Source organism: Nitrosomonas communis (assembly GCF_024102715.1).
Taxonomy (GTDB): Bacteria; Pseudomonadota; Gammaproteobacteria; order Burkholderiales; family Nitrosomonadaceae; genus Nitrosomonas; species Nitrosomonas communis_B.
The window spans coordinates 1-26,704 of record NZ_JAGFJM010000078.1; the positions used below are offsets into that span (position 1 = coordinate 1).

Genomic DNA, 26,704 nt, shown 5'->3' on the forward strand with positions numbered 1-26,704 from the left:
CAAAAACGCGCCGCCGCCTGCGCAATGGTAAGTCCTTCCTTCTTACGAACGGACAAAACTTTGCAGCGAAATGATGATGGATAAGTCATCTATGGATTGTAATCAATTTATTTGAGCTTTGCTATAATCTGCGTTTACGCCATGCCAATGGCCGCATTCGCTGCATCAAGGCAACCTATCTGAAACAGCATCCGCCTGACGGCAATGGCATTGTGCTCAAACTACTGCTTCAGGATGCCAAAAGCCTTGTGCGCACCATGGGAGACCCAGCGGCCATGGTAAATTTCCGCGCCATGATGGAGAACACCGACGACTACATCTACTTCAAGGATCGCAATCATGTCTTTACCGGCGCCAGCCAAGCGCTAGTGACCCTGTGCCACCCGGCCGAACACTGGACTGACCTGCTTGGTCAGACTGATTACGATGTCTTCCCCGAAGAATACGCTGACATCTACTATCGACTTGAAAAGCAGGTATTCGCCGGCACTCCGGTCGCGCATGAGATACAGAAATATCTTACCAAGGACGGTAAAAAAGGCTGGGTCGATAACCGGAAATACCCGATCAAGGACTCCCACGGCACGCTCATTGGACTCTATGGTATCGCCCGCGACGTTACCGAGCAAATGCAGGCTGAAGCAGCTTTGTCTGCCAGCGAAGCTAAATACCGCGAACTGGTAGAGAATGCTAACAGCATCATTCTGAAATGGAATCGCCGTAGTGAAGTACTGTTCCTGAATGAATACGGACAGCGCTTCTTCGGCTATAGCGAGCAAGAGATTGTCGGCCAGTCAGTTATCGGCACTATCGTGCCACTGCTCGAAGGCACCGGACGCGACCTCGCGTCGCTCATGAATGAAATATTCGCGGATCCGGATAAGTATGCATACAACATTAACGAAAATATGCGCAAAGATGGTAGTCGCGTGTGGATATCCTGGTCAAATAAACCCATTGTTGAAGCCGACGGTTGCGTCACCAGCATGTTCAGCGTCGGCACGGACATCACTGAGCGCAAATTGGCTGAGCACGCATTGCGTGAAGCCCACGCCAAATACGAACACTTGGTAGAGAATATTGGCAGTGAATATTTCTTCTACGTGCACGATACGCAGAATGTACTCACCTATGTTAGCGCTTCCGTCACGCGCATGCTGGGCTGGAGGACAGATGAACTGCTGACGCATTACTCCAAGCTCCTCACCATCCACCCGCTCAACCAGCAGAGCACAGCATACACCAGGGCAGGGCTAAGGGGAGAGAAACAACCTCCCTATCTGGTCGAGGTCTGGCACCAGGATGGCAGTACGCGTTGGCTTGAAGTAAACGAAACACCTATTATCAGTAAAAACGGACAGGTACTCGGGTTAGAAGGCATCGCTCACGACATCACTGCAGCCAAGCAAGCAGAAGAAAGCCTGTGTCAAGCTGCCAGCGTGTTTGAGCACGCGCGCGAGGGCATCATGATCACTGATCCGCACGGGCACATTCTGGACGTGAACCGGGCCTTCACCTGCATCACTGGCTACAGCCGGGGCGAAGTGCTGGGGCAGAATCCACGCCTACTCAAGTCCGGTCGCCATGAGCAGGATTTCTATGCTGCCATATGGCAAGCCTTGAAGGAGAAGGGCCATTGGCATGGTGAAGTCTGGAACCGGCATAAAAACGGCGGGAATTTTGCCGTATTACAAACCATCAGTACGGTTCACGGCAAGGATGGTGAGATTCTGCGCTATGTATCCCTGTTCTCCGACATCACGGCGATCAAGGAACACCAGAAACAACTCGAGTACCTCGCCCACTTCGATGCCCTCACTGGTTTGCCCAACCGAGTGCTGCTGGCGGACCGGCTGCACCAGGCCATGAGCCAGGTACAACGACATGGCACCAGACTAGCACTAGTTTATCTTGACCTTGACGGCTTCAAAGCCATAAACGATACGCACGGTCATGAAACCGGCGACAAATTCCTTACTGCGCTCGCCACGCGGATGAAACAATCCCTGCGCGATGGCGACACCCTCTCCCGCTTGGGCGGCGATGAGTTTGTCGCCGTGCTGCTCGATCTGCAAGTACAGGAAGCCAGCTTGCCTGTTCTTCATCGCTTGCTTACCGCTGCTGCCGAAGCGGTACTGGTGGATGGATTAGAGTTACGGGTTTCCGCCAGCCTGGGAGTAACCTTCTTCCCCCAGGCTGAAGAAATGGAAGCTGACCAGCTATTGCGCCAGGCTGACCAAGCCATGTATCTGGCCAAACAAAGCGGCAAAAGTCGCTACCATTTCTTCGATGATGAGCATGACCGCACTGTGCGCAGTCATCACGAAAGCCTAGGGCGCATCCGCCAAGCTCTGAAGAAGCACGAATTCACGCTCTATTACCAGCCCAAGGTAAACATGCGTACTGGCCAGATTATCGGCGCCGAAGCTCTGATCCGTTGGCGGCATCCGGAACGAGGCCTGCTGCCACCTGCCGATTTTTTGCCTATGATTGAGGGCCATTCCTTGATCGTTGAGATAGAAGAGTGGGTGCTGGAAAAGGTGCTCTGCCAAATCGAGTCGTGGCGGTGTGCCGGTTTAGTAATGCCGGTCAGCGTTAATATTGACGCTCTGCATCTGCAGCAGCCGAATTTCGTGAGCAGACTGCACCAGCAACTCACCATACATCCTGAGATACAGCCCGGAGATTTAGAGCTCGAAGTGCTGGAAACCAATGCTTTGAAGGATGTTGCCCGGGTCACAGAGATTATCTTGGCCTGCGGGAAAATCGGCGTCGGCTTCGCCTTGGACGACTTTGGTACGGGCTACTCCTCGCTTACCTACCTCAAGCGCCTGCCAGCCTACCTGTTGAAGATCGATCAGAGCTTTGTCCGGGGCATGCTGAATGACCCGGAAGATCAGGCTATCTTGGAAGGCGTGCTAGGTCTGGCCAGTGCCTTCCGGCGCAGGGTGATCGCCGAGGGAGTGGAAACCCTGGCTCACGGGAAGATGCTTCTGCGGTTGGGCTGCGAACTAGGTCAGGGCTATGCCATCGCCCAGCCTATGCCAGCGGAGATCATTCCGCACTGGCTCGCCCACTGGCGAAGCGGGCAAGCCTGGTTGAATTCGGACAAAGCGCCCGATCCACGGAGCAGCACGAAAGAACGTGAAATTTCAGAAAATTAACAAGCTTCGCGCATCGCCGTGATTAGCTCATTGCTGTGTGGTCTTGCTGACCAGTACAGTCTATCCTTTGTACTGCAGTCGTGGCTGTTCAGCAGAGGCTAATCTGCCTGTCTAATTTTTAGCTCAGAAGCCGATAAGAACTGTGCTTTTTGTTTTTCGTAAATGCTTTCGCGTAAAATAGCTCATTCTTTGGAGAAGCGAGCTAGTCATGACAGCTGAAACACAGATTGTACCAGCAGCCGGAATCAGCAAACTCTTCACCACAGCCAAGGAGGATTACGCGGTGATATTGGCTATTCTTGCAGTCGTTTTTGGTCTGGCACTACTGGTGTGGAGCGCTGACTGTTTTGTAGAGGCTGCAGCCTCTACCGCACGTTATCTCGGCATGTCGCCGCTGCTGATTGGCATGGCAATCGTCGGCTTTGGCACTTCAGCACCCGAGCTAACTGTCTCCGCTTTTGCAGCTGCCCAAGGCAATTCTGGTATCGCCCTTGGCAATGCTTATGGTTCAAACATAACGAATTTTGCGCTAATTTTGGGATGACAGCACTGATCAACCCCATCTCCGTTCATTCACAAGTGTTGCGCAAGGAGTTACCAATCCTCTCCGCCATTACGGCGCTGGCTGCCTGGCAGGTATGGAATGGTCACATCAGCCAGCTCGATGCGTGGCACTGCTCGCTGTGTTTACTGGACTGATGAGCTGGACTGTTTGGCACCACTTGCAGAAAAAGCCCGCTGCACCGGGCAGTGCAATAGCACAGGAACTGGCAGTCAATATTATGCCAGCTCGCCACGCGATATTCTGGCTTGTTACCGGTCTCGGTTTATTGATTGCAAGCTCCCGTCTACTGGTGTGGGGGGCAATTGAAATTGCGCTTGGCTTGGGTGTGAGCGATCTGATCATCGGTCTGACCATCGTAGCTGTAGGCACTTCGCTACCGGAATTAGCCTCATCAATCGCTGCCGCACGCAAGAAAGAACATGATATCGTCCTAGGCAATATCATTGGCTCCAATCTGTTCAATACGCTTGTCGTGGTAGGTGTCGCAGGACTCATTCGCCCCCTGGAGGCAAGACCAGAAATCTTCTCTCGCGACATGATGGTAATGTCAGCGCTGACCATTTCACTATTTATTATCGGCTATAGCTTTGGCAAGCCTGGCTGCATCAGCCGCCTGAAAGGCGCTGCACTGCTACTCTGCTTTATCAGCTATACAGCCTATTTGGTGAATATTGCTGGCAGCAGTCCAAGTATGCCGTCCGGGTAAAATGGCATCCTCATGATCACACAAAGCGCTATCTCCAACGTTAGGCCGCCATGCAAAGATGCGCGCATCGTGATTGGTGCCATCATCATTAAACATAAGTTATTGGTTCCGGGTGAAGAAACTGTTGAATAGATCCGATTCTGCCTGCCAATATTTTATTGGCTTGAAAGGATTTCAGCCGAAGGAGCCCTTGGCGCCCTCATGACTGGCAGGTGTACGAGACATATGGGGCAAACGGTTTTGATAAATTCCATGAAGCGATTATTGAAGCAGTTGCACATAGAAAGACAAAGAAACTTGTAAAAGTTACCGATGATGATAATAATGATGCATAGAGTCACAATGAAGCTGACTTCAGCGACAATACTGCAACAATTAGTGCACAGATTTGACACTAAAATAAGCGCGGGCCTGACAGGCAAGGGACTGGCAAAGATTACATCAGGAAACAAAGATGAAATAAAACGCATGAAAATGTAACGTCAGCAAGAATATCGGGAGCAAATTCCGATTGAAGGAAAGTTTAGACAGGGAAAGCATGGATTAATAGTATCTTCCTGGTCATAAGCCTGCTTGTGTTAGCGCAGGCTTTTGCTTTCCAGAAAAAATTTGCTGCCAAAATAGTAGTGGAGGTAACAAAAAAGAGTTTACACAAAGAAATTAGATTTGCACTTTTTTGCCAATTCATCTCAAATTGCAGATTTTGCTTGGCAAATGCATAAATGATTGCTGAATTTCTGAGATCAAGTCGTTCTCAATGGAAGTGCAGACATCTGACTACATGCTAAGCAGCATAATATGAAATCAGTGTCAGTACGCTGCGCCAGAAACAACAAAGGAGCCAATGGCTCCTTCTGCTTTCCCACGGTTAGCAAGAATTATTTGGCGCGGCTGCGATATTCCAGCGTACGAGTATCAATTTCGATCTTGTCGCCGATTTCGCAAAACAGCGGCACTTGCAGTTCGAAGCCAGTGGCAATCTTGGCTGGCTTCATTACCTTGCCCGAAGTATCACCCTTGACGGCGGGCTCAGTATAGGTAATTTCGCGTACTACGGAGTTGGGCAATTCAACCGAGATGGCTTTGCCATTGTAGAATACCACTTCGCAAGCCATGCTATCTTCCAGGAAATTGAGCGCATCGCTCATGGTTTCTGTTTCGACTTCATACTGATTGTATTCAGCATCCATGAATACGTACATGGGGTTGGCATAGTAGGAATAAGTAACCTCCTTCTTATCCAGCACAACAACATCGAACTTGTCATCTGCCTTGTATACCGCTTCACTGGGTGAGTCGGTCAGCAGATTTTTGAATTTCATTTTTACAACGGAAGAATTGCGACCAGACTTGCTGAATTCGGTTTTTAGCACGACCATAGGGTCCTTTCCGAGCATAAATACATTACCTACACGAAGTTCCTGGGCTGTTTTCATCTAATGTTCTGGGGTAAAAAATGACGAATATTATAACTCAGGCACCTGCAAAAATCCAATTTTTAGCGCCATATACTCGTTGCTTACAAACAATAATACCTTATATATCAATCATCTGCCGCGCAGTGCATTTTTCATTCGCACCTCGCCAAGTCTCAGCTACTTGAATTTTTAGAAACGCCGTGATGCTGGCAAAAACTCACCAAATTAGACGCAAGATCAGCGAACTGGGCAAGCTGCCCGGCCCAAGCCGCAGCATGGGCTTGCAACACCGCATGATGCTGCCAAAAATTGCCCCAGTCCGGCCGACCGCCGCTGTTCCAGCTTTGGTGAAAAGCGCACAAGGCAGCGGCCGCATCTGCCGCTAATCCTTGGCAGTAACGGCTGAGGAAAGCCTCAAGCTTGAGATGGTGTGCATCGTCCTGTTGCAGGTAGATTTGCCAAACCAGCGGCCTCGCCGCCCACTGCGCTCGCACGAAAGAATCTTCACCGCGCACGAAATTACAGTCGCATACCCACAACAGACGATCGTAATCCTCTTGCGGCAAAAAAGGGAGGATTTGTAAGGTCAGGCACCCGCGCTGCACGCTATCGCCCGGCGTCAGACTCGACTGTCCGGCCCAATTGGCCACCTGCGCCAATGCTTTGCTTTCCGGTAGCAAACAGCGCACTGGTGCGCCTGAAGACGCCCAGGCATCCAGCAAGTTGTCCACTGGCGCACTGTCATAGCAGAACAGAGAAACCGTGGCTTCACCAGGAACAGGGCAAGACAGGTCAAAACGACACCATATCTCAGCCGAATCGTGCTGCACGGCATCACGTTGCGCCAGCAAGTCATTCTCTCGCAGCAACCCGCCAGTGGCTGCAGTGAAACCGGGAAAAAAGAAGTACTTGGCCAGCGGCAGACACGGATGAGGTGAAATTAGGCCATGACAACCTTCCACCCATTGCTCCGCCGACAAGTATTCGAGATTGACCCAGACACGCCTGCCCCCTTCTCCTGTTGTGGTAGTTGCATTGTTTCTGGCCTGTTGCTGGACGCGGGCTGAGGAGGATGTCATCGCTGCCACATAACGCTGCGGCAGCTCGCAGCCAAACGCCTCAATCACCACCTTAGCTGGCATCAAATCAGGAAATGGCTCAACCCAATGCCGCACCTCCACTCCCTGGCAGTGTTGTGCTTCCAGACTGGCATCGACATACGGACAAATGCGCTGCAGGCTAGCCAGATCGTCCACCCACAAGCGCACAGCTATGCCATACTCTGCTGCCAATTGCCGCGACAGCCGCCAGCATACACCGATGTCGCCGTAATTATCGATGACATGGCAAAAAATGTCCCAGTGCACCATCAAACCTGTAACTGACAGGTCATTTGCAGCGCTATTTCGCTTGTTACTGTTTGCTTTATCGTCTTAGCCGCTATTTCTAAGTCCTGCTGTGACGCCATTAATCGTAAGCTGGATGGAACGATGTACTTGCTCTACATCATCGCCCGCACGATAACGGCGCAACAATTCAATTTGCAAATGATTAAGCGGATCGATATAAGGCGAACGAATACGAATACTGCGCGACAAAGTAGGATTCTCCTGCAGCAACTCGGTATGCCCCGTGATTGCAAACAACCATTTTATGCTGCGCTCCCATTCTGTCTGGATGCGCCCAAAAATTTGTTCGCGCAGAGTAGTATCGGTGACCAATTCGGCATAACGTGAAGCAATGCCCATATCAGTTTTTGCCAACACCATATCCATATTCGACAACAAAGTTTGCATAAATGGCCAGTTGCGATACATTTCCTGCAGCAGCTCTAATCCTTTTGCTTCAGGCTCTTGCTGCACGAATGCTTCAACTGCCGAGCCAAAACCATACCATCCGGGAAGCATCGTGCGATTGAGACTCCAACTGAACACCCACGGTATGGCGCGTAAGTCTTCAATCCGGTCAGAAGGTTTACGGGAGGTAGGTCGGCTGCCGATGTGCAATCCAGCAATTTCTCGAATCGGTGTCGATTCCTGGAAAAATTGCTTGAAACCTGGTGTTTCATATACCAGATTTCGATAGACAGCAAACGCATTGGATGAGAGTGTTTCCATCGCTTGATAATAGCGGGGCGCATTTTCCCGGATAGCGTCGTGGCTCAGCAATGTTGACTCAATCGTTGCGGCAACCAGTGTTTCAAGATTGCGCCGGCCTATTTCAGGATCAGTATATTTGCTCGCCACCACCTCACCCTGTTCGGTCAGCCTTATCTGCCCATTGACGCTTTTTGGAGGTTGCGCCATGATCCCCTGATAGCTAGGCCCTCCACCTCGGCCAACAGTCCCCCCCCGTCCATGAAACAGGCGTAGCTCCACCTTATGCTTGGCAAATACTTTCGTCAACTCGATTTCAGCTTTGTATATTTCCCAGTTGGATGTCAAAAAACCGCCATCCTTGTTGCTATCCGAATAACCGAGCATGACTTCCTGGACATTCCCGCGAGAATCCAGAAGCTTGCGATAGTATGGCAATGAAAATAATTCATCCATGATGCGACTACAACTGCGCAAATCTTCGATGGTTTCAAACAGAGGAATGATATTGAGACCCAACCGCGGACTCTCGCCAGCCTGAAGTAAACCAACTTCTTTCAATAATAACGCGACTTCAAGTATATTGACGACGCCCGTGGCCATGGAAATAATGTAATTTGGCAAGGCAGCATGACCAAAACGGCGCTGGACCTCTGCTGCCATTTGCAAAATCCGTAACTCGCCCTGTGTTGTATCGGAGTAAGTCAAATAGGGTGAATGGAGTAGCCGTGAACTGCAAATTTCCGCTAACAACCATTCCTTACGTTCAACTGCTGGCAGCTCGAGATAATTATTCCGATGCGTGCCTTGCGCAAATAACTCTGCAATAACCTGCTCATGCATTTTGCTATGCTGCCGCATATCCAGTGGCGCCAAGTGGAATCCAAACACGTCGGCTGCCCGACGCAGCTTCCGCAATGCTCCACGCGCCAGCCAATCCGATTTATGCTGCTTGAGTGAATTGATCACGATATCAAGATCATGGACAAATTCTGCGCTATCTGCATAAGGTTCTGTTGGATCAACTTGCTGTCGTTGCATTACTGCAAGCCCAAGCCGCTGACTGGTTGCAGCCAGGCGCGCATACATCCCGAGGAAAGCTCGCCGATAGGGCTCATCGATACGACTGGCAGGAATATCCGGCGAGGCCGCTGCCAGTTGCTCAAGTTCGTCACTTACGTTGATCAGACGCTCAGCCAGACTCATGGTTCGTCCAATCTTGCCGACTTCGTCCATATAAAAATCCAATACCAGTGCTGCATGACGCTCTGCTGCATGCAACATGACCTGATGCGTCACAAAAGGGTTACCATCGCGATCACCGCCTATCCAGCTACCTATACGCAAAAAAGACGCAACGCTCGGGGCATCTTTACCCAGACAACGCTCCAGCAAGTCCTCGATCTTTGCATAAATATAAGGCACCTGACTCAGGAAGGTATAACTATAATAAATAAGGCCATTTTCGATTTCGTCGTGAACAGTAAGACGTACTGACCGCAGCATACGGGTCTGCCACAAGATCTGAATGGCGGCACGCAATGCTTCTTCATTGTGGCGCAATTCATTAGGGGTAAGCTGGATACGGTCGCGTTCCTGCAATAGACGCTGAATCGTCAATTGACAATCAAGAATACTCCTGCGCTGGACTTCAGTAGGATGCGCTGTCAACACAGGCGACACCATCGCTTTGGCAAAAAAGTTACTTAGCGTAGCGCTATCTATTCCTCTTGCCAACACGCGCTCCAACGCCAGCGTCACACTACCTGGTTGAGGTGAAGATCCTTGACGCAAATGAGCACGCCGGCGACGGTTGTGATGCAAATCTTCCGCAATATTGGAAAGCAATGAAAAGTAGCTGAATGCCCGCACTACAGCGATAGTCGCTTTATTGCTTAATCGATTCAAGATCGCGTCAAGCTCCTGCCGCGCTTTGGGATCTTGTTCCCGGCGGAAACGAACTGCCGTTTGACGAATGGTTTCGACCAGTTCAAACGTCGCATCGCCTTCCTGTTCTCGCAGCGTATCCCCCAGCATGCGCCCAAGCATACGAATATCCTCGCGTAAAGGCTTATCCTTTTCCTCACTCACATTATTGTCGGAATAATCACTCACGCCAGCGTCAGAACTCATCTCAATGTATCTCCCCTCTAATAAATAAACCCCTGGTTATTCATGCATACTACCATCCATACCATAGTCGACCATGCTAAAATGATCAGCGCCTGAAAGTTTTGTAATCTTTTCATATTAAGATCAATGTCAAATTCATTTACTCCCCCTTCTAAAATTACCATTGCTTCACGCGAAAGCCTTCTTGCCATGTGGCAAGCAAATTTTATTCGGGATCGACTGCGTGAATTATACCCGCAAACCGAAATCGACATACTTGGCATGACCACCCAGGGTGATCAAATTCTTGATATTTCTCTCTCAAAAATTGGTGGTAAAGGACTATTTATCAAAGAACTCGAACAAGCATTGGCAGATGGCCGCGCGGACATTGCCGTTCACTCTATGAAAGATGTGCCGATGAACATGCCGCCGGGGTTCATGCTGGCTGCCATCACCGAGCGCGAAGATCCTCGCGATGCTTTTGTTTCCAATCAGTATGCTCAACTTGATGAATTACCAGCCGGCAGCATCATTGGAACCTCTAGTCTAAGGCGCGAATCCCAGTTGCGCGCACGTTTTCCACACCTACAGGTGCAGCCGTTACGCGGAAATGTTCAAACACGTTTGCGCAAACTAGATGAAGGCCAGTTCGCTGCTATCATCCTAGCCGCGGCTGGACTGAAACGTTTGGGATTGACTTACCGGATTACCGCATTACTTGAGCCTGAAATAAGCTTACCTGCAGTCGGACAAGGTGCACTCGGCATAGAATGCCGTGACGACCGGCCAGATTTAGCATTGCTGATGCAGCCATTACATCATGCTGAAACAACCTATTGTGTTGCAGCAGAGCGGGCGATGAGCCGCATACTAGGGGGAAGCTGTCAAGTGCCATTAGGCGGGTTTGCCGAAATTACTGATGGCGTGCTCACTTTGCGTGGCTTTGTAGCCAATCCCGACGGAACAAATATGATAAGCGATGAATTATCTGGTAAGCCGGAAGCAGGTACCACCCTTGGACAACAACTAGCTCAGAGCTTGAAAGCACGAGGTGCTGACAAAATTTTAGCAGCCTTGGCACAACCCCATGATTGAAGGTGCAGATTGTCTGAAACACAGCCACTATCGGGAAAATACGTTTTAATCACACGCCCGGCACATCAAGCCACTTACCTTGATCTCAGAATCAGGGAAATGGGTGGCAACCCTGTATTATTTCCCGTCCTGGAAATATCGGATACAAAAGATATTCAGCCGCTACTAAACGCTATTGACCGTCTCGACGAGTTTGACCTGGCAATTTTTGTCAGCCCAAATGCTGTTGACAAAGCAATGCATCTGATCCAGGCAAAGAGAACATTACCACCTACCTTGAAAATTGCGGTAGTGGGAGAAGGAAGCGCTAACAAGCTCCGACAATATAATGTAAATGAAATCATTGTACCTAACAGCCGCAATGACAGCGAAGCCTTGCTCGCAATGGCAGAATTACAGCACATGGAGAATAAGCGCATTGTCATTTTTCGTGGCAACAAGGGACGAAGACTATTAGGTGATACCTTGATTCAACGCGGTGCTCGACTCGAATACATTGAATGCTACCAGCGCGATAAACCTAAAACAGACATTGATCCATTGCTGCACAGCTGGTCAAATAATGCCTTACACGCTGTTACCATAACGAGCAGCGAAGGACTGCATAATTTATTTGACATGATAGGCAAAGTTGGCCAACAATTACTAAAAAAAACACCTTTGTTTACCGCTCACGAACGCATTGCTCATATTGCAAAAGAACTTGGGCTGACAAATGTGCATGTTACTGCTGCTGGAGATGATGGACTAGTACAGGGATTGCTGGAATATTTTCTATCAATTAAAAATTAAAGCATAACTTCTCGAAAATCATGAATAGAGAGAGTCAAGTTGCTATACCAAAATCATCGCGCCTGAGTGCTTCAATTCTATTTCTAATCATTTTTATAACAATTGCTATTTTGATATGGCAATGGTCAGACAGACAGGGCTACACCACTGGTCTTCAACGAACCATCGCTGAATACATCACCAATGTTGATTTTCTTGGCAAGAAGCCACGCCAGCTCATCGCCGAGGTGGAAGCGACAAAAGAAGAAACCAGAAAGCAACTAAATAAGCTTGGCGCAGATATCACCATCTCACCTGTTCAACGAGAAGCAGTAGAAAAACTCTCGAATCTGATTGAAAAAATTGATGCCTTGCCCTTTGCGATGGATAATCATTTGATTAAAGTTGATCTGGCAAAGCTCGTGTCACCACAAGATAATCGCTGGCATAAATTCATCAATGATATCTGGCAAGATCTGCAACAGTTTATAGTCGTTCAGAGGATTGACAATCCAGAAATTGTATTATTATCTCCTTCCCAACGCCAGCTCTTACAAGAAAACATAAAACTACAGTTATTATTGGCACAATTTTCCTTTCTTTCCCATGATCAAATAAATTTCCAGACAAATCTAGAAACAGCAGTCAATTTGATCAAACGCCATTATGACACACAAGCAGAATCCGTCGTCGACTTACTTAATCAAGTAAATCAACTATACAGTTATCCAATTGAAGCACCGTTCAATGTCTCAAAACGTCTTGATACAGTGCGCAATTATCAGCTTATACAATGAGGAGAGGGTGAATGAAACTGGTGCTCTGGGTATTAACTCTGTTTGCTGCGGCCGTGGCTGTTGTGATCGCCGCACAATATGACAATGGTTCTGTACTGTTAGTCATGCCGCCTTACAGGGTTGAGCTTAAGATTAATATTTTTATCACTTTATTGATCGCTGCTTTTTTTATTTTCTATCTCTTAATCAGATTTATTACGACAGTATTGGGATTAAGCCAGCACCTAAATGATAAGAAAATAAATGAATCAACACTGATTGCGCTAAAAGCCTTTTTTGAAGAGCAATTTGATAAAGCTGAAAAAGCCGCTGCCACCGTATTAAAACGAAAAAGCCCTCCTCTCATTAGCGCGGTTAACGCTGCCATTGCGGCACGTGCAGCACACCAGCAAGCCAATTACGCTCAACGCGACCACTATCTAGCCCTTTCAGAACAAAAAGCCCCGCAGGAAAGAGCTTTAAGGCTCGTAACTCAAGCAAAGTTACTGCTGGAAGAGGGGCGTCACGAAGAAGCATTAAATGCCTTGCAATCCCTTTATTCAACGGGTGGGCTACAAACCACTGCAGTGCTTCAATTAGAATTAAAAGCACAACAAATGGCCCAAAATTGGGATGCAGTCCTGGAATTGACCAACATTCTTGAAAAACGCTATCCCATTGATAAGACATTAACCGAGCAACTCAAACATCGCGCTCATTTAGAAAATATCAAGAAAAAGGGATCAAATTTAGAATTACTTAATAAATACTGGAATAATTTATCTCCGGCAGAAAAACTTGACAGCAGGCTAGCTGCAGCAGCCACGCGCGCTTACATGGCACTGAATGAGGTATCCACTGCTCAAAAAATTATCGAACAAAGCATTGATGCAAAATTGGATCCAGAACTGATTTCACTTTATGCTCAATGTTTGGACGGCAGTGTAAGCTGGCAAATCCAACGAGCAGAAGGTTGGTTAAGAAGACATCCTAACAATGCCGAATTATTACTAACACTTGGAAAATTATGCACTTATTGTGAATTATGGGGTAAAGCACAAAATTATCTAGAAGCAAGTTTATCGATCGAGCCAAGTCGCGCCGCTCATCTTGCCTTGGCGCAATTATTCGAGAAACTGAATAAACATGAACTGGCTGCAGATCATTATCAAAAAGGATTAGGGTTCACATTAAAAAAATTGAATGCTTAATTAATTTACAAAGCAGGACTACTTGCTGAGGGCGCGAATATATCAGAGAAGAAATTGTCTGCCGGCAGATTTCTTAATTGTGTGAAATCTTGATAAGCTGCTTTAATCATAAGTGGTGAGCCGCATGCGTATACTTGATAGTTTTCCAAACTCTCGAAATCCTGAAGGACTGCCTGGTGTACCAGCCCTGTTCTGCCGGTCCAGTTATCTGCAGGTAGCGCATCCGATAATACGGGAATGAAAGTAAAGTTTTTATGTTGTTGTGCCCATTCTTTCGCTAATTCCTCCAGATAAAGATCTGCCTTGGTACGTACTCCCCAGTAAAGCGTCATTTTTCTGGTATGCTCGTGACTACGTTCGGTATAAAAAATATGTTCGAGTATGCTTTTTACCGGCGCAAAGCCAGTGCCGCTAGCAAGAAAAATAATGGGAATATCAACAGAGTTATTTCGCAGAATGAAAGAGCCTAGCGGACCCTCGAAACGAAGAATGTCCCTCTCTTTCATATGTGAGAAAACATGCTCCGAAAATACGCCTCCAGGGTAGTTACGAGCATGAATCTGTAAAAACTCATCATCGTGAGGTGCATTTGCCAATGAAAAACTGCGGCGCTTTCCATCTTTCAACAGGATATCGATGTATTGTCCAGGCAAAAACTGTAATCGCTCATTTGCAGGCAATTTCAAATGGATGATCATTACATCAGGAGCAACACGTTCTAACTTATGTACCCGACTTGGCATTATCCGGATTTTGATATCTTTGATAGCATCCACTTCACGGCTTTCGATAATCAAATCAGATAACGGCTGAGCACAGCAAAACAGTGCCAAGCCATGCTGCTTCTCAGTATCAGTGAGCGTTTCTTGATTATATCTGCCATAATTAACAATACCCTGTATGATTTTTCCCTTACATGCTCCACATGAGCCGTTACGGCAACCATAAGGTAGTGAAAACCCTTGTCGCAGTGCCGCCGCAAGTATCGTTTCGCCAGGTTCTACAGTAAAGGTATGATTACTCGGCTTAATAATGATTTGATACGACATTTTCTCGTGAATAAATGAAGAAACTATTGATAAAATAAGTAATAATGAAAAAAACGCTTTTGATTGTAGGATGTGGTAATATCGCCTTCCGCGTGGCGCCATTACTGCATAAACGTTACCGACTACTGGGCTTGTGTCGAAAACCGGAAAATTTCTGCAAACTACGCACTTATTCTATTACCCCCATACTTGGCGATCTTGATCAATCCCGCAGCCTTGATAAACTAGCGGGAGTAGCGCAGGCAGTGCTCCATTTAGCGCCACCACCCAGTTATGGTTTAAAGGATCCACGCACAACCCACCTGTTAGCAGCTCTGACTCGGCAGACTTCAGCAAAAAGAAGAATACTACCACATCGGCTCGTCTATATCAGTACCAGTGGCGTATATGGTGATTGCCAAGGTAACTGGGTGAGCGAAAATTGTCCACTCAACCCAGTTAATGAACGCGCATGGCGACGCGTTGATGCAGAAAAACAAATTAGGCAGTGGGGATCACGTAATAACGTGCACGTTTCCATTCTCCGCGTGCCTGGAATTTATGCAGCTGACCGCCTGCCTCTTGCACGCTTACAACAAGGCACACCTGTACTCTCAGCGGATGAAGACAGCTACACCAATCATATTCATGCAGACGATCTTGCTCGTATCATTGCTGCAGTCTTGCATTATGGAAAGCCAGGCAGAATCTACCATGCAAGTGATGACTCCCATTTAAAAATGGGTGATTATTTCGATCTGGTAGCAGATTACTTCGGTTTGCCACGGCCGCCTAGAATTCCCCGCCATCAGGCGCATCAATCTATTCCATCTGCCCTGATGTCATTCATGAACGAATCGCGACGTCTAACCAACAGCCGAATAAAACAGGAATTACATATCCAATTACTTTACCCTACTGTTGCCGCCGCCTTCGCTCAGACCATTCAACATGAATCTGGCGACTACTTGCCATGATGTCATTCTCCCCGGATCTAACTAAAATCATTCAAATTCGACATTAAGCAAACCCATAACGATTGCCGTTATAACCTAAGATTGCATCACTCAGCCCTAACGCTGCTTTCAATAAAATTAGTCGATGCATCTTCTTAAAACATTGTGGAAATAATATCGGGTTAACAAGGAGTCAGTATGCCAACCATGTCAGCGCGTCTGGATAAAAAAATCAAGGAAATTAGCTTCTCATGGGAAGGCAAAGACAAATCTGGCAAAATGGTTAAAGGGGAAATGCGCGCAGCAGGCGCTGTTATAGTCACATCTACGCTACGGCGGCAAGGTATTCGTGTCACTAAAATAGCCAAAGCCAGATCAAATGGAACAATTCGCGACAAAGATATTACTTTGTTTACACGTCAACTTGCCACCATGATGAAATCCGGCGTTCCCTTGTTACAATCTTTTGACATCGTGGGCAAGGGGCACAATAACCGTGCAGTTGGCAAACTGCTGATGGATATAAAAATGGATGTTGAAACTGGAAGTAATCTAGCGAATGCATTCCGCAAATACCCGCTCCACTTTGACGCCCTATTTTGTAACCTTGTTGCAGCAGGTGAAGCAGCTGGCATTCTTGACGACTTGCTGGACCGTTTAGCCACCTATAAGGAAAAAATTCAAGCAATTAAGAGAAAGATCAAATCTGCATTGTTTTATCCGCTATCAATTATCGTCGTTGCCTTTATCATTACCGCAGTTATCATGATTTTTGTCATTCCTGCATTCAAAGAATTGTTTCAGAATTTTGGGGCTGATCTCCCTGGCCCGACATTGATGGTCATGGCTATTTCAGATTTATTTGTCGATTACTGGTGGGTAATTTTTGGTGGAATAGGGCTTAGTCTTTATACTTTCTTTTATGTATGGAAACGGTCAACCGCCATGCAGCGTGTAATGGACCGGCTTCTATTGAGATTACCTATTTTTGGTGACGTTATCAGGAAAGCTACCATTGCCCGCTGGGCGCGTACGCTTGCTACCATGTTTGCAGCAGGCGTTCCACTTGTAGATGCACTGGATTCAGTTGCAGGTGCTGCCGGGAATCACGTTTATTTTGATGCTACCAAAAAGATTCAGCTGGAAGTTAGTACGGGCAGTAGTTTGGTTGACGCAATGACGCAAACAAATGTGTTTTCTAATATGGTGCTACAAATGGTGGCTATTGGGGAGGAATCTGGCTCACTGGATTCTATGCTAAGTAAGATTGCTGATTTCTTTGAAGCAGAAGTCGACAATGCGGTGGAAGCACTCTCAAGTCTGATGGAGCCGATTATCATGGTAGTACTTGGCACCCTCATCGGAAGCATGGTGATCGCAATGTATTTACCTATCTTTAAAATGGGCCAGGTTGTTGGCTAATGCCCGGGGTGAAATCAATTTATTAAGCACGATATGACACTAATCGATTCTCTTCACAGTGCTCCAGCACTGTTCATTGCTTTAAGCAGCATGATAGGCATAGCGATAGGCAGTTTCTTGAATGTAGTCATTCATCGATTACCTAAAATGTTGGAACAGGCATGGCACCGGCAATGCGCTGAATTACGCGGAGAAAATGCTCATGACTTACCCGCATTCAATCTTGTAACCCCCCGCTCTACTTGTCCTCATTGCGGCCATAAAATCACCATGCTTGAAAATATTCCTATTATCAGTTATTTGTTTCTGCGAGGATACTGTTCACAATGCCATACGCGTATATCCCTTCGCTATCCTATCGTTGAAGCACTGACAGGCATAATAAGCGGTTTTACTGCCTGGTATTTCGGTTTCAGCTTGACTGCTATTGCTGCCTTGATTTTTATTTGGGCAATGATTGCACTCACTTTTATTGATCTCGACATGCAATTATTACCGGATGCGATCACCCTACCCTTACTCTGGATTGGGCTATTATTTAATTTAGGCCATGGCTTTACTGATATTCGATCAGCCATCATCGGTTCAGTTGCCGGTTACCTTGTTTTGTGGGCAATTTACTGGTGCTTCAAGCTCACCACTGGAAAAGAAGGTATGGGCTACGGTGATTTCAAACTGCTCGCTGCAATCGGCGCATGGCTAGGCTGGCAGATGCTGCCATTAGTTATTCTGTTTTCTTCGTTTGTGGGAGGGATAATTGGTATCTTCCTGATATTATTCAAAAAATACCAGCGAAATGCCCAAATCCCGTTTGGTCCTTATCTTGCTGCAGGAGGTCTGATCGCCTTATTCTGGGGAAATAAAATTAACCACGCTTATCTGGGCTTATTCTAGCGCATGCCTTTTATTATCGGATTAACTGGAGGCATCGGCTGTGGCAAATCCAGTGCGACAAACTTTTTTGCGGCTCATGGCATTGATATTATCGATACCGATCAAATCGCGCATGAATTAACACAACCGACAGGCAAAGCGGTTGATATCATTCAAAAAACATTTGGCACTGAACTTGTCACCAAAGATGGCGCTTTGGATAGAAGCAGAATGCGCAAACTAGTGTTTTCAAATCAGTCCCTCAAAGATAAGCTGGAGGCTATCCTGCATCCGCTTATTTACCAAGAAGTGGTGCACCGCATTAGCTTTGCATCTTCTGCTTATATCATCGTTGCCGTGCCATTACTACTGGAAACAAAGGAATTTCAGAAACTAGTCGACCGAATTTTGGTAATTGATTGCACTGAACAACTGCAGATTTCACGTACTATCGCACGCAGCAAACTGAACGAACAAGAAGTACGCGCCATTATGGCGACACAAGCTTCACGCAAAGACCGTTTAGCGCAAGCTGATGACATCATAGTCAATGACCAGGATCTTGATTACTTGCATAACCAAGTCGAAATGCTTCATCTAAAATATCTTGCCCTGTCGAAAGACAAATCAAGCTAACCTAGCCAACTGTTCTGGCCTTGACTAAAAGAATTAAACTTTCATGCAGAAATGATGCTTCATCGCGTATGATTCTGATATGCTATTAATACTCCAAGTAACATAATTACCGTGATTTGCTACGAACATCCCCTCAATGAACGAATTCGCACCTTGTTGCGACTCGAAGATTTATTCAACAAAGTTGATTTCTTTTCAGCACGTGACACGTCCGTTGAACATCATGCTGCGCTTGTTGCGTTATTTGAGATTCTAGATGTAACCGGCCGCGCTGACCTTAAATCGGATTTACTGCAAGAGTTGGAACGGCAAAGAGGCTTGCTGGAAGGTTTGCGCAAAAATCCGGAGATTTCTGAAGAAGCATTAGATAGTATACTCAATGACATCAAAGTCACATTTCGAGATTTATTGAATATTCCTGGCCGAATAGGCGGACACCTCCGTGATAATGAATGGTTGATGAGTATCAAACAACGTATGAGCATCCCTGGTGGCGCATGCGAGTTTGATTTACCATCCTATCACTATTGGTTAAATATAGTGCCGGAGGTACGCCATCATGATTTTAGTGAATGGATCACACCGTTATTACCCATTCGTAGCAGTTTTAGTATCGTATTAAAATTACTCAGAAACAGCGGCAAAACGTTTCACCATACTGCTTATCAAGGTTTATTCCAGCAAACCGATTCTGGTCATTTAGCGCATATGCTGCGTCTCAAAATCGATAAAGAACTTCCGTGCGTACCTGAAATCAGTGCCAATAAATATGCACTCAATATACGTTTCATTCCGTTTGGATCAGACCAGAAAACTGGTGTTTACGAGGAAGATGTTGATTTTGAGTTAACTTATTGTAATCTGTAACGGTATAAAGCAATGAAAAAGACTATTGTTAATTGCCCTCAATGCGGCCAAGCTGTCGTCTGGAGTACAGCAAACCGCTATCGCCCATTCTGCTCCGAACGTTGCAAAATGTACGATCTGGCACAGTGGTCGACAGAGTCTTATCGCATACCGGAGATTGAGCAGGAAGAAATCAACAGCAAGAAAAAAGTGTGACTATTAGCAAAAAAACCGATATCTTTAGTTAATCCTGCAGCACATTACCGAACAGCATTTTATCTTTGTTTGTCACCCAAACATTCCGCATCATGGCGATACCATGACCACCCTGCTCCAGGGCAATAGCCAAATCAGCGTAAGCTAAACCACCCAGCGCATAGACTGGCAAGGAATAATCACGAATCAATGAAGAAAACCTTTGCCAGCCAAGCGCAGCTGCGCAAGGATGACTTGATGTCGGTGCCAGCGGCCCTAACACAACAAAATCCATCCCGATACGCTCCGCTTGAGAAAGCTCCTCGGCATTATGACAGGATGCACCACACCAGTTCACTTCGGGACGGCCAGTCAGTGACATGAGCTGCGCAGATGTTAAATGTACACCATCTGCACCCAATTCCCGGGAAAGTGAGATATTGCTATTGATTAATACTTTGGCCTGGAAGGCATGCGCACGTTTAATCATTTCATTTGCTAGCCAATAGAATCTGTCGCTCGCCAGCCACTTCTCACGAATCTGCAAAAACCTCAAGCCCTGCTGCAAAGCAGACTCAAGTTTACGCAGCATCGCTGCTTCACCTAACTCGGCTGCATTGGTAATCGCATAAACTGCTGGCAAGGCAAGCGCCCGCATCACCGCTAGGTTGGCTGGCAGCAAAGGTGTTACTGACACGTTATCAATCGTTTGCCAGGATAACCTTTGATTCTCCCGCGCCCGTGGTTCACCTTGCCATTCCATTACCCGATAAAAATGCAGACGAACTGTCGCATGTGGATAAGTAAATACACGCGTGATCCAGGGATAAGCCTGCTTGAGCTGAATACCGAGCTCTTCCTGTAATTCCCGCTCAATCGCTTGCAAGGCAGATTCTCCTGCTTCGACTTTCCCGCCGGGGAATTCCCAATAACCTGCATATGGCTTACCTTCCGGCCTGCTCGTCAGTAGAAAATGACCATCTGGGCGCACGATGACTGCTGCTGCCACTTCAACCACCGGAATAGATTGCGTCATGAGACCGCCCGCCAACCAGTCACAAGCTATTTTTGCAGGAAGAAGGGTGACTCATCAGCTTGTGCTTTCCAGTCCAATCCCGCGCAAATTGCCATGCCGCCCGCCCACTGCGTGAACCACGCGCAAGTGCCCAGCGCAATGCTTCTTCGCGCATGGGTGCAGTCATTCTCCGGCTACCGTAAAAAGCAAGCCAGTAACGGACAATTTCCAGGTATTGCGTTTGATCAAAAGGATAAAACGAGAGCCACAATCCAAAACGTTCCGACAGTGAAATCTTTTCCTCGATAGCCTCACTGGGGTGAATATCGCCATCGATATGGCGCGTAGCAAGATTATCCCGCATGAACTCAGGTATCAGATGGCGGCGGTTGGAAGTCGCATATACCAGCACATTATCGGATGCTGTCGCAATAGAGCCATCCAGCACGACTTTCAATGCTTTATAGCCCGGCTCATCGGTTTCAAAAGACAAATCATCGCAATATAAAATAAAACGCTCCGGCCGATGAAAAATGCGCTCAACGATATCATGCAAATCAGTGAGATCATGTTTTTCTACTTCGATCAGCCGCAGGCCCTTGCTTGCATATTTGTTCAGCAATGCTTTGACCAGAGACGATTTTCCCGTCCCTCGCGCTCCGGTCAGCAACACGTTATTGGCAGGATAACCAGCCACAAATTGATGCGTATTTTGATCGATCAGTCGCTTCTGCTCATCGATCCCGTGCAAGGCCTCCAGTACGATATTATGTGGCTGGGAAACGGCTTGGATATATCCCGTATTAGCCTGCTTGCGCCAGCGGAATGCGATTGCGGAGTCCAGATCGGTATCGGCTGGCCTGGCAGGCAATACTCTCTCGATATGAGCAAGCAACCTGTCCAAATGAGCATAAAATGAATCATTATCATTCATAATCAATCAACTACGGTAATCAGCATTGATTTTCACATAATCATAAGAAAAATCACACGTCCATATTTTGGTTGCAGTCGTACCCCGATTTAATACCACGTGCACGATGATTTCAGACTGCTTCATCACGCGCTGACCGTCCTGCTCGCGATAGCTGTTAGCTCGGCCGCCATGTTCTGCCACCAACACCTCATTGAGGTAAAGTTGAATATTGCTGACATCGAGATCGTCTATGCCAGCATAGCCGATAGCAGCGAGTATTCTCCCAAGATTAGGGTCAGAAGCAAAGAAAGCTGTCTTGACCAATGGTGAATGCGCAATGGCATAAGCAACCTGGGAACACTCTTTCAGCGTTTTTCCTTTTTCTACTTGCACCGTGATGAATTTGGTAGCACCTTCGCCATCGCGCACAATCATCTGCGCCAACTGCACCGCCACTGCCAGAATGGCCTCCTGTAGCTGACAAAAATCTGGACTTTCCAGCCGAGTAATCTGCGGATGCGGCGCAGCCCCCGTTGCCAGCAACATTAACGCATCATTGGTGGAGGTATCACCATCGACTGTAATCCGGTTGAAGGAATGATCGGCCACATGGCGTACCATCTGCTGTAACAGCGACTGAGAAATATTGGCGTCGGTCGCAATATAGCCCAGCATGGTTGCCATATTCGGATGGATCATGCCCGACCCCTTGGCAATGCCGGTTATCGTGATCGTCTCGCCCTGAATTTGAATTTGGCTGGAGACACCTTTGGGAACGATATCGGTCGTCATGATCGCCTGGGCAGCAGCAAACCAGTTATCAGGTTTAAGATCGCCCACTGCGCGCGGCAGTCCCTTAATGATGCGCTCGACTGGCAGTGGCTCCATAATCACCCCCGTGGAGAAAGGCAGCACTTGCTGAGGAAGACATCCAAGCAGTTTGGCTACTTCCTCGCATGTTGCACGCGCATGGATGATGCCTGCTTCTCCCGTACCGGCATTAGCATTGCCGGTATTGATAACCAGCGCATAAATTGAATTGGCGGCAGACAAATGTGCTTTCGCCACAACCACTGGCGCAGCGCAAAAGCGGTTTTTAGTAAAAACTCCTGCGACACTGACATTTTCAGCAAGCGCAATAAGCAGGAGATCTTTACGGTCAGACCGCTTGATACCTGCTTCAGCAATACCCAGGGAAATACCCTGAACCGGTAATAATTGTTGTGGCAACAAGGGAGGAATATTAACTGGCATAAATAAAATTATTAAGAAAAATGCATTATCGTAACGTATCTTGGATCAGTGGTTTCAATAATCCGAACTCAGCCTATTTGGCACCTCATACATTGGCCGGTAAAATCAAATAATTTATCCAACAGGAACAGCATGAATTTTGATAAAGAACTCGACGTACGCGGGTTAGTTTGTCCCTTGCCGATACTACGCACTAAAAAATCGCTGGCAGATATGTCTCAAGGACAAATACTGAAAATTATCGCCACTGATCCTGCTTCTGTCATTGATTTTCAGGTCTTTGCCGAACAAACAGGCAACCAGCTACTATCACTAGTTGAAATGACCGGCGAATTCTTATTTTACTTAAAAAAGAAATGATTCCCTTCATTAGATCAACGAGATGATCACTGGAAAAAATAACAATCAGCAATACGAATAATTGAAGCAGGCAAAAAAAGCACGCATTACCTGAGACCATGACTAACGGCTGAATCAAAAACAAGTAGGTAACTATCGTAACGAGAAGACGGACGCAGCAAGATTTGCTCCCAAGCGCGCGCTCATTTGTTGCAGCCTATTTAATGTCCGGCAACTGTCATACGCTCTATCAACAGCGAGCCGCATTGTTTGGAGCCACGTACAATCCTATCGCTACCTACCGCTACTATTCCTTGCAGCATTTCCTTCAAATTGCCTGCTATCGTAATTTCCTCGACCGGATAACATAATTCACCATTCTCTACCCAGAAACCACTCGCGCCCCGCGAATAATCTCCCGTTACCCCATTTACACCGTGACCGAGTAACTCTGTTACCAGCAAGCCTCTGTTCATTTTTTTTAGCAAAGCAGAGAACGGTAATGGTGCCGCTTTTTCCAGAACCAGATTGTGATTGCCCCCTGCATTACCGGTTGTGCGCAACCCAAGCTTGCGTGCTGCATAGCTGTTGAGAAAATATCCTTGCACAACCCCATTTTCCACGACGTTACGCTCATACGTGGCTACTCCCTCATCATCAAATGCACAGCTCGCTAATCCCTTCTTGATATGGGGCAATTCACGTATTTGAATATCTGGTGAAAATACCTGCCTTCCGATACTATCCAGCAAGAATGATGATTTACGGTAAAGACTGCTGCCGCTGACAGCTTGAGTAAAATGCCCGATCAGACTGGAGGCAATCGGCGCTTCAAACAATACCGGCACTTCGCAGGTAGCAATTTTTTTTGCGCCCAAGCGGGCAACGCTCCGCATACCTGCTTTTTTACCCACCTCAGTAATAGGCTCCAGATCGGCTGCATCACGCGCCACACTGTACCAATAGTCACGCTGCATCGTATCCTGCTCAGCAGCAATGACTGCACAACTGATACTGTGCCGCGAAAGTGGATATCCCCCTGTAAAACCAAGACTATTTGCGTACACGAATTGTGAAGTATTGACTGAAATGGTCGCTCCTTCCGAGTTGGTGATACGCTTATCGACTGCAAACGCCGCTGCTTCGCAACCTTGCGCAAGTTCAATTGCCTGCTCGACTGACAACTCCCACGGATGATACAAACTGAGATCAGGAAACGAGCTTGCCAGCAACGTCGCGTCGGCCAATCCTGCACAATCATCTGCAGCGGTATGGCGTGCGATCGAAAGCGCAGCTGCCACCGTATCACCGATGGCTTGTGGTGAAAAATCTGAGGTACTGGCATGACCGCGCTTTTGGCCAATATACACTGTCACAGACAGACCCTTATCGCGCGTGTGCTCAATGGTTTCCACAGCGCTTTGCCGCACTGTGACATTCAATCCGCAGCCATCAGAGACATTGGCCTCACATGCACTGGCGCCCCCTTTCCTAGCATGATCCAGAATATCATGTGCTATCTGCTGAAGGACTTCAAACGGATAAGAAAAATGCTGAAATGACGAAATATCATTATCCATATAATTGGTTTAATAAAAATCAATTTATTAAGGGAAATTTAATAAGATTCACTCTCAAAGAACGCTATGATAGCAGCTTATCGTGATCGCATTACAGAACTAGCCATGCAAGATAATCTAAAAAATAACGCCACGCTGGAACCGCCACTTAGCAAAACACGCCGTAAACAGGCGATGCACGCATTGCAGGATATTGGTGAACAGCTCGTCGCGCTTGATGCCAAACAAATAGCTGAGCTCGATTTGCCGGAAACACTCAGGGACGCTATTCTTGAAACCAAACTTATCACCAAACATGAAGCACGCCGACGCCAGCTGCAATATATAGGTAAGCTGATGCGGGAAATTGATATCGCGCCTATCCAGGAAAAAATCAATGCAAGGCAACACACCAGCCTGCACCATACTGCATGGTTACATCAACTTGAACGCTGGCGTGAGCGTCTTCTGACAGATGAAACTGTTTTTACTGAATTTGGGCAGCAATACCCTCATGCTGATTTACAACGTTTGCGTACACTGGTACGCAACGCCAATCAAGAAAAACTCGCAGGAAAACCTCCTAAGAATTTCCGAGCGTTATTCCATGAATTACGCACAATTATTCCTGAAAAAACAATTTTAAGCTGATGTCAGGAGCTAGCTGGAAATAATTGCATACGAGATGAAAATTTTACCTTGTTAATCGATCGACTCACCCATGAGGTAAGTCAGAAATTTTTGACGTGTTTCTGTGGAAGCATCCCTGAATAATCGGTAAAGAGCATGCTGATTGAAATCTTGCAAATTCATCTCTATTCCCCATAACGGTGCAATCGTCGTAGGCAAATTTGAGTAGCGCACGTCAACCAGAAGATCAGGGTGTTCAGGCTGAATAGCGACAAAACCGGCAGAAAAAACAGTAAAGCGAGCAATATCTTTCGCTAACGTTGAGTCTTTGGGCAATTGATCAGAAAACTGATCAATTGTGAATTTTTCGATAGACTCTCCCGGATAGATACGAGATGCAGAAAATAATCCCACCCGAATCGCATCGACATAAAACTTTCCATCTGTTTCATAAATCGAACGCCATAGCACTAAATTGGCCAATGTCGGTTTCACCAGCAACTGCTCGGTAACATGCCCTCTGGAATCGGCCAGAGCTGCAGCCATGGTTTCTGCTCGTTGCAACTGCACCCAGCCAAATAAAAGATAAATCCCGGCAATAACCAAGCCAGTTTTCGCAGCGCGTACCGCATGCTTCTTGTACGTCCAAATGACTGCTATCAGCAATATCAAGGTAAAAATGGGATCAATGACTGAAATGATATTGAACGCGACACGATCCTCGCTGACCGGCCAGAATAAATGGGTGCCATAGCTAGTCAATGCGTCCAATACACCACTGAGGCTATAACCCAAAAAGCAGAACAGGTATAACCGTGCAAAAGATAATCGTCTGCGCAGAAATGGCCAGAAGATAAGCGCTGCGATCAAGCCACCGAACGGAACAAAAAAGATGGAATGGGTAAAATGGCGATGAAATTCAACTGTTAATAAGGAATCATTGGATGATTGAATCAGAATATCCGCATCCGCCAGCAACCCAGCAAAGAACCCGGCTACAGTGGCCATGCGTATTTCATCTTTTCGAGTACCCGCCTGTGCCAGACTAGCGCCCAATAATCCTTGCGTAAGCAGATCCATGTTTAACAAACAATTATCAAAAAAGAATGGGTGATCAG

25 protein-coding genes are annotated in these 26,704 nt (G+C 47.0%); 16 read left to right on the plus strand and 9 right to left on the minus strand.

Annotation, left to right across the window (positions count from 1 at the left end):
• Positions 1-212 precede the first annotated feature (212 nt).
• The 4 genes from J5I83_RS07170 to J5I83_RS07185 all read left to right on the plus strand — a co-directional run bounded on the left by J5I83_RS07170 (position 213) and on the right by J5I83_RS07185 (position 4,435).
• Positions 213-3,164 (plus strand): PAS domain S-box protein, encoded by a 2,952-nt coding sequence (locus J5I83_RS07170; RefSeq protein ID WP_304054516.1) that lies wholly within the window; start codon positions 213-215, stop codon positions 3,162-3,164.
• Positions 3,165-3,372: 208 nt separating this feature from the next.
• Positions 3,373-3,708, plus strand: a complete 336-nt coding sequence (locus J5I83_RS07175) for a hypothetical protein (RefSeq protein WP_304054517.1) — start codon at positions 3,373-3,375, stop codon at positions 3,706-3,708.
• Complete coding sequence (locus tag J5I83_RS07180; RefSeq protein ID WP_304054518.1) at positions 3,705-3,863, plus strand: hypothetical protein; 159 nt, start codon at positions 3,705-3,707, stop codon at positions 3,861-3,863. Before J5I83_RS07175 ends, J5I83_RS07180 begins: the two co-directional genes overlap by 4 nt.
• Positions 3,863-4,435 (plus strand): hypothetical protein, encoded by a 573-nt coding sequence (locus J5I83_RS07185; protein WP_304054520.1) that lies wholly within the window; start codon positions 3,863-3,865, stop codon positions 4,433-4,435. The genes J5I83_RS07180 and J5I83_RS07185 overlap by 1 nt, the downstream gene beginning before the upstream one ends.
• Before the next feature lie 878 nt (positions 4,436-5,313).
• Here J5I83_RS07185 and efp read toward each other — a convergent pair.
• The 3 genes from efp to ppc form a co-directional block, all read right to left on the minus strand.
• Positions 5,314-5,871, minus strand: a complete 558-nt coding sequence (efp, locus tag J5I83_RS07190) for an elongation factor P (protein ID WP_304054521.1) — start codon at positions 5,869-5,871, stop codon at positions 5,314-5,316.
• A 155-nt stretch (positions 5,872-6,026) separates the two neighbouring features.
• Positions 6,027-7,223: an elongation factor P maturation arginine rhamnosyltransferase EarP gene (gene earP, locus J5I83_RS07195; RefSeq protein WP_304054522.1), complete on the minus strand. Its 1,197-nt coding sequence runs from the start codon at positions 7,221-7,223 to the stop codon at positions 6,027-6,029.
• Positions 7,224-7,286: 63 nt separating this feature from the next.
• Positions 7,287-10,082, minus strand: coding sequence for a phosphoenolpyruvate carboxylase (ppc, locus tag J5I83_RS07200; RefSeq protein ID WP_304054524.1), 2,796 nt, complete (start codon positions 10,080-10,082; stop codon positions 7,287-7,289).
• 126 nt (positions 10,083-10,208) lie between these two features.
• On the opposite strand from ppc, the gene hemC reads away from it, so the two are divergent.
• Genes hemC through J5I83_RS07220 form a run of 4 tightly spaced genes read left to right on the plus strand, consistent with a single transcriptional unit; the run spans position 10,209 to position 13,917 of the window.
• Positions 10,209-11,159: a hydroxymethylbilane synthase gene (hemC, locus tag J5I83_RS07205; RefSeq protein WP_304054526.1), complete on the plus strand. Its 951-nt coding sequence runs from the start codon at positions 10,209-10,211 to the stop codon at positions 11,157-11,159.
• Between the two features lie 9 nt (positions 11,160-11,168).
• Positions 11,169-11,951, plus strand: a complete 783-nt coding sequence (locus J5I83_RS07210) for a uroporphyrinogen-III synthase (protein ID WP_304054527.1) — start codon at positions 11,169-11,171, stop codon at positions 11,949-11,951.
• A 20-nt stretch (positions 11,952-11,971) separates the two neighbouring features.
• Positions 11,972-12,727: a uroporphyrinogen-III C-methyltransferase gene (locus J5I83_RS07215; RefSeq protein ID WP_304054529.1), complete on the plus strand. Its 756-nt coding sequence runs from the start codon at positions 11,972-11,974 to the stop codon at positions 12,725-12,727.
• Between the two features lie 11 nt (positions 12,728-12,738).
• Entirely contained in the window at positions 12,739-13,917 is a 1,179-nt protein-coding gene (locus J5I83_RS07220; RefSeq protein WP_304054531.1) for a heme biosynthesis HemY N-terminal domain-containing protein, read from the plus strand.
• Positions 13,918-13,922: 5 nt separating this feature from the next.
• On the opposite strand, the gene J5I83_RS07225 is transcribed toward J5I83_RS07220, so the two are convergent.
• The gene (locus J5I83_RS07225; protein WP_304054532.1) at positions 13,923-14,966 is read right to left on the minus strand and encodes a CDP-6-deoxy-delta-3,4-glucoseen reductase; all 1,044 of its coding nucleotides are present in this window, start codon (positions 14,964-14,966) and stop codon (positions 13,923-13,925) included.
• Between the two features lie 44 nt (positions 14,967-15,010).
• Here J5I83_RS07225 and J5I83_RS07230 point away from each other — a divergent pair, with 44 nt between their 5' ends.
• The 6 genes from J5I83_RS07230 (at position 15,011) to J5I83_RS07255 (ending at position 19,894) form a co-directional block, all read left to right on the plus strand.
• Positions 15,011-15,922 carry an SDR family oxidoreductase gene (locus tag J5I83_RS07230; RefSeq protein ID WP_304054533.1) on the plus strand — a complete coding sequence of 304 codons (912 nt, stop codon included), beginning with the start codon at positions 15,011-15,013 and terminating at the stop codon, positions 15,920-15,922.
• Between the two features lie 177 nt (positions 15,923-16,099).
• Positions 16,100-17,323, plus strand: a complete 1,224-nt coding sequence (locus tag J5I83_RS07235) for a type II secretion system F family protein (protein WP_304054534.1) — start codon at positions 16,100-16,102, stop codon at positions 17,321-17,323.
• A 33-nt stretch (positions 17,324-17,356) separates the two neighbouring features.
• Positions 17,357-18,217, plus strand: a complete 861-nt coding sequence (locus J5I83_RS07240; protein WP_304054535.1) for an A24 family peptidase — start codon at positions 17,357-17,359, stop codon at positions 18,215-18,217.
• 3 nt (positions 18,218-18,220) lie between these two features.
• A complete protein-coding gene (gene coaE, locus J5I83_RS07245; RefSeq protein ID WP_304054536.1) occupies positions 18,221-18,832 on the plus strand; it encodes a dephospho-CoA kinase in 612 nt (203 codons plus the stop codon).
• 111 nt (positions 18,833-18,943) lie between these two features.
• Positions 18,944-19,699, plus strand: coding sequence for a cell division protein ZapD (gene zapD / locus J5I83_RS07250; protein ID WP_304054537.1), 756 nt, complete (start codon positions 18,944-18,946; stop codon positions 19,697-19,699).
• Positions 19,700-19,711: 12 nt separating this feature from the next.
• Positions 19,712-19,894 (plus strand): DNA gyrase inhibitor YacG, encoded by a 183-nt coding sequence (locus J5I83_RS07255; protein WP_304054538.1) that lies wholly within the window; start codon positions 19,712-19,714, stop codon positions 19,892-19,894.
• 28 nt (positions 19,895-19,922) lie between these two features.
• Here J5I83_RS07255 and J5I83_RS07260 read toward each other — a convergent pair whose 3' ends face one another.
• Genes J5I83_RS07260 through argJ form a run of 3 tightly spaced genes read right to left on the minus strand, consistent with a single transcriptional unit; the run spans position 19,923 to position 23,058 of the window.
• Positions 19,923-20,909: a Nudix family hydrolase gene (locus tag J5I83_RS07260; protein WP_304054539.1), complete on the minus strand. Its 987-nt coding sequence runs from the start codon at positions 20,907-20,909 to the stop codon at positions 19,923-19,925.
• A 19-nt stretch (positions 20,910-20,928) separates the two neighbouring features.
• A complete protein-coding gene (locus J5I83_RS07265; RefSeq protein WP_304054540.1) occupies positions 20,929-21,822 on the minus strand; it encodes an ATP-binding protein in 894 nt (297 codons plus the stop codon).
• A gap of 6 nt (positions 21,823-21,828) precedes the next feature.
• Positions 21,829-23,058: a bifunctional glutamate N-acetyltransferase/amino-acid acetyltransferase ArgJ gene (argJ, locus tag J5I83_RS07270; RefSeq protein WP_304054541.1), complete on the minus strand. Its 1,230-nt coding sequence runs from the start codon at positions 23,056-23,058 to the stop codon at positions 21,829-21,831.
• Between the two features lie 132 nt (positions 23,059-23,190).
• Here argJ and J5I83_RS07275 point away from each other — a divergent pair, with 132 nt between their 5' ends.
• Positions 23,191-23,418: a sulfurtransferase TusA family protein gene (locus J5I83_RS07275; RefSeq protein ID WP_304054542.1), complete on the plus strand. Its 228-nt coding sequence runs from the start codon at positions 23,191-23,193 to the stop codon at positions 23,416-23,418.
• 200 nt (positions 23,419-23,618) lie between these two features.
• On the opposite strand, the gene pmbA is transcribed toward J5I83_RS07275, so the two are convergent.
• Positions 23,619-24,977: a metalloprotease PmbA gene (pmbA, locus tag J5I83_RS07280; RefSeq protein ID WP_304054543.1), complete on the minus strand. Its 1,359-nt coding sequence runs from the start codon at positions 24,975-24,977 to the stop codon at positions 23,619-23,621.
• Positions 24,978-25,082: 105 nt separating this feature from the next.
• Here pmbA and yjgA point away from each other — a divergent pair, with 105 nt between their 5' ends.
• Positions 25,083-25,607, plus strand: coding sequence for a ribosome biogenesis factor YjgA (gene yjgA, locus J5I83_RS07285; protein WP_304054579.1), 525 nt, complete (start codon positions 25,083-25,085; stop codon positions 25,605-25,607).
• Positions 25,608-25,658: 51 nt separating this feature from the next.
• Here yjgA and J5I83_RS07290 read toward each other — a convergent pair whose 3' ends face one another.
• On the minus strand, positions 25,659-26,666 hold the full coding sequence (locus J5I83_RS07290; protein ID WP_304054544.1) for a metal-dependent hydrolase: 1,008 nt from the start codon (positions 26,664-26,666) through the stop codon (positions 25,659-25,661).
• Positions 26,667-26,704: the final 38 nt, after the last annotated feature.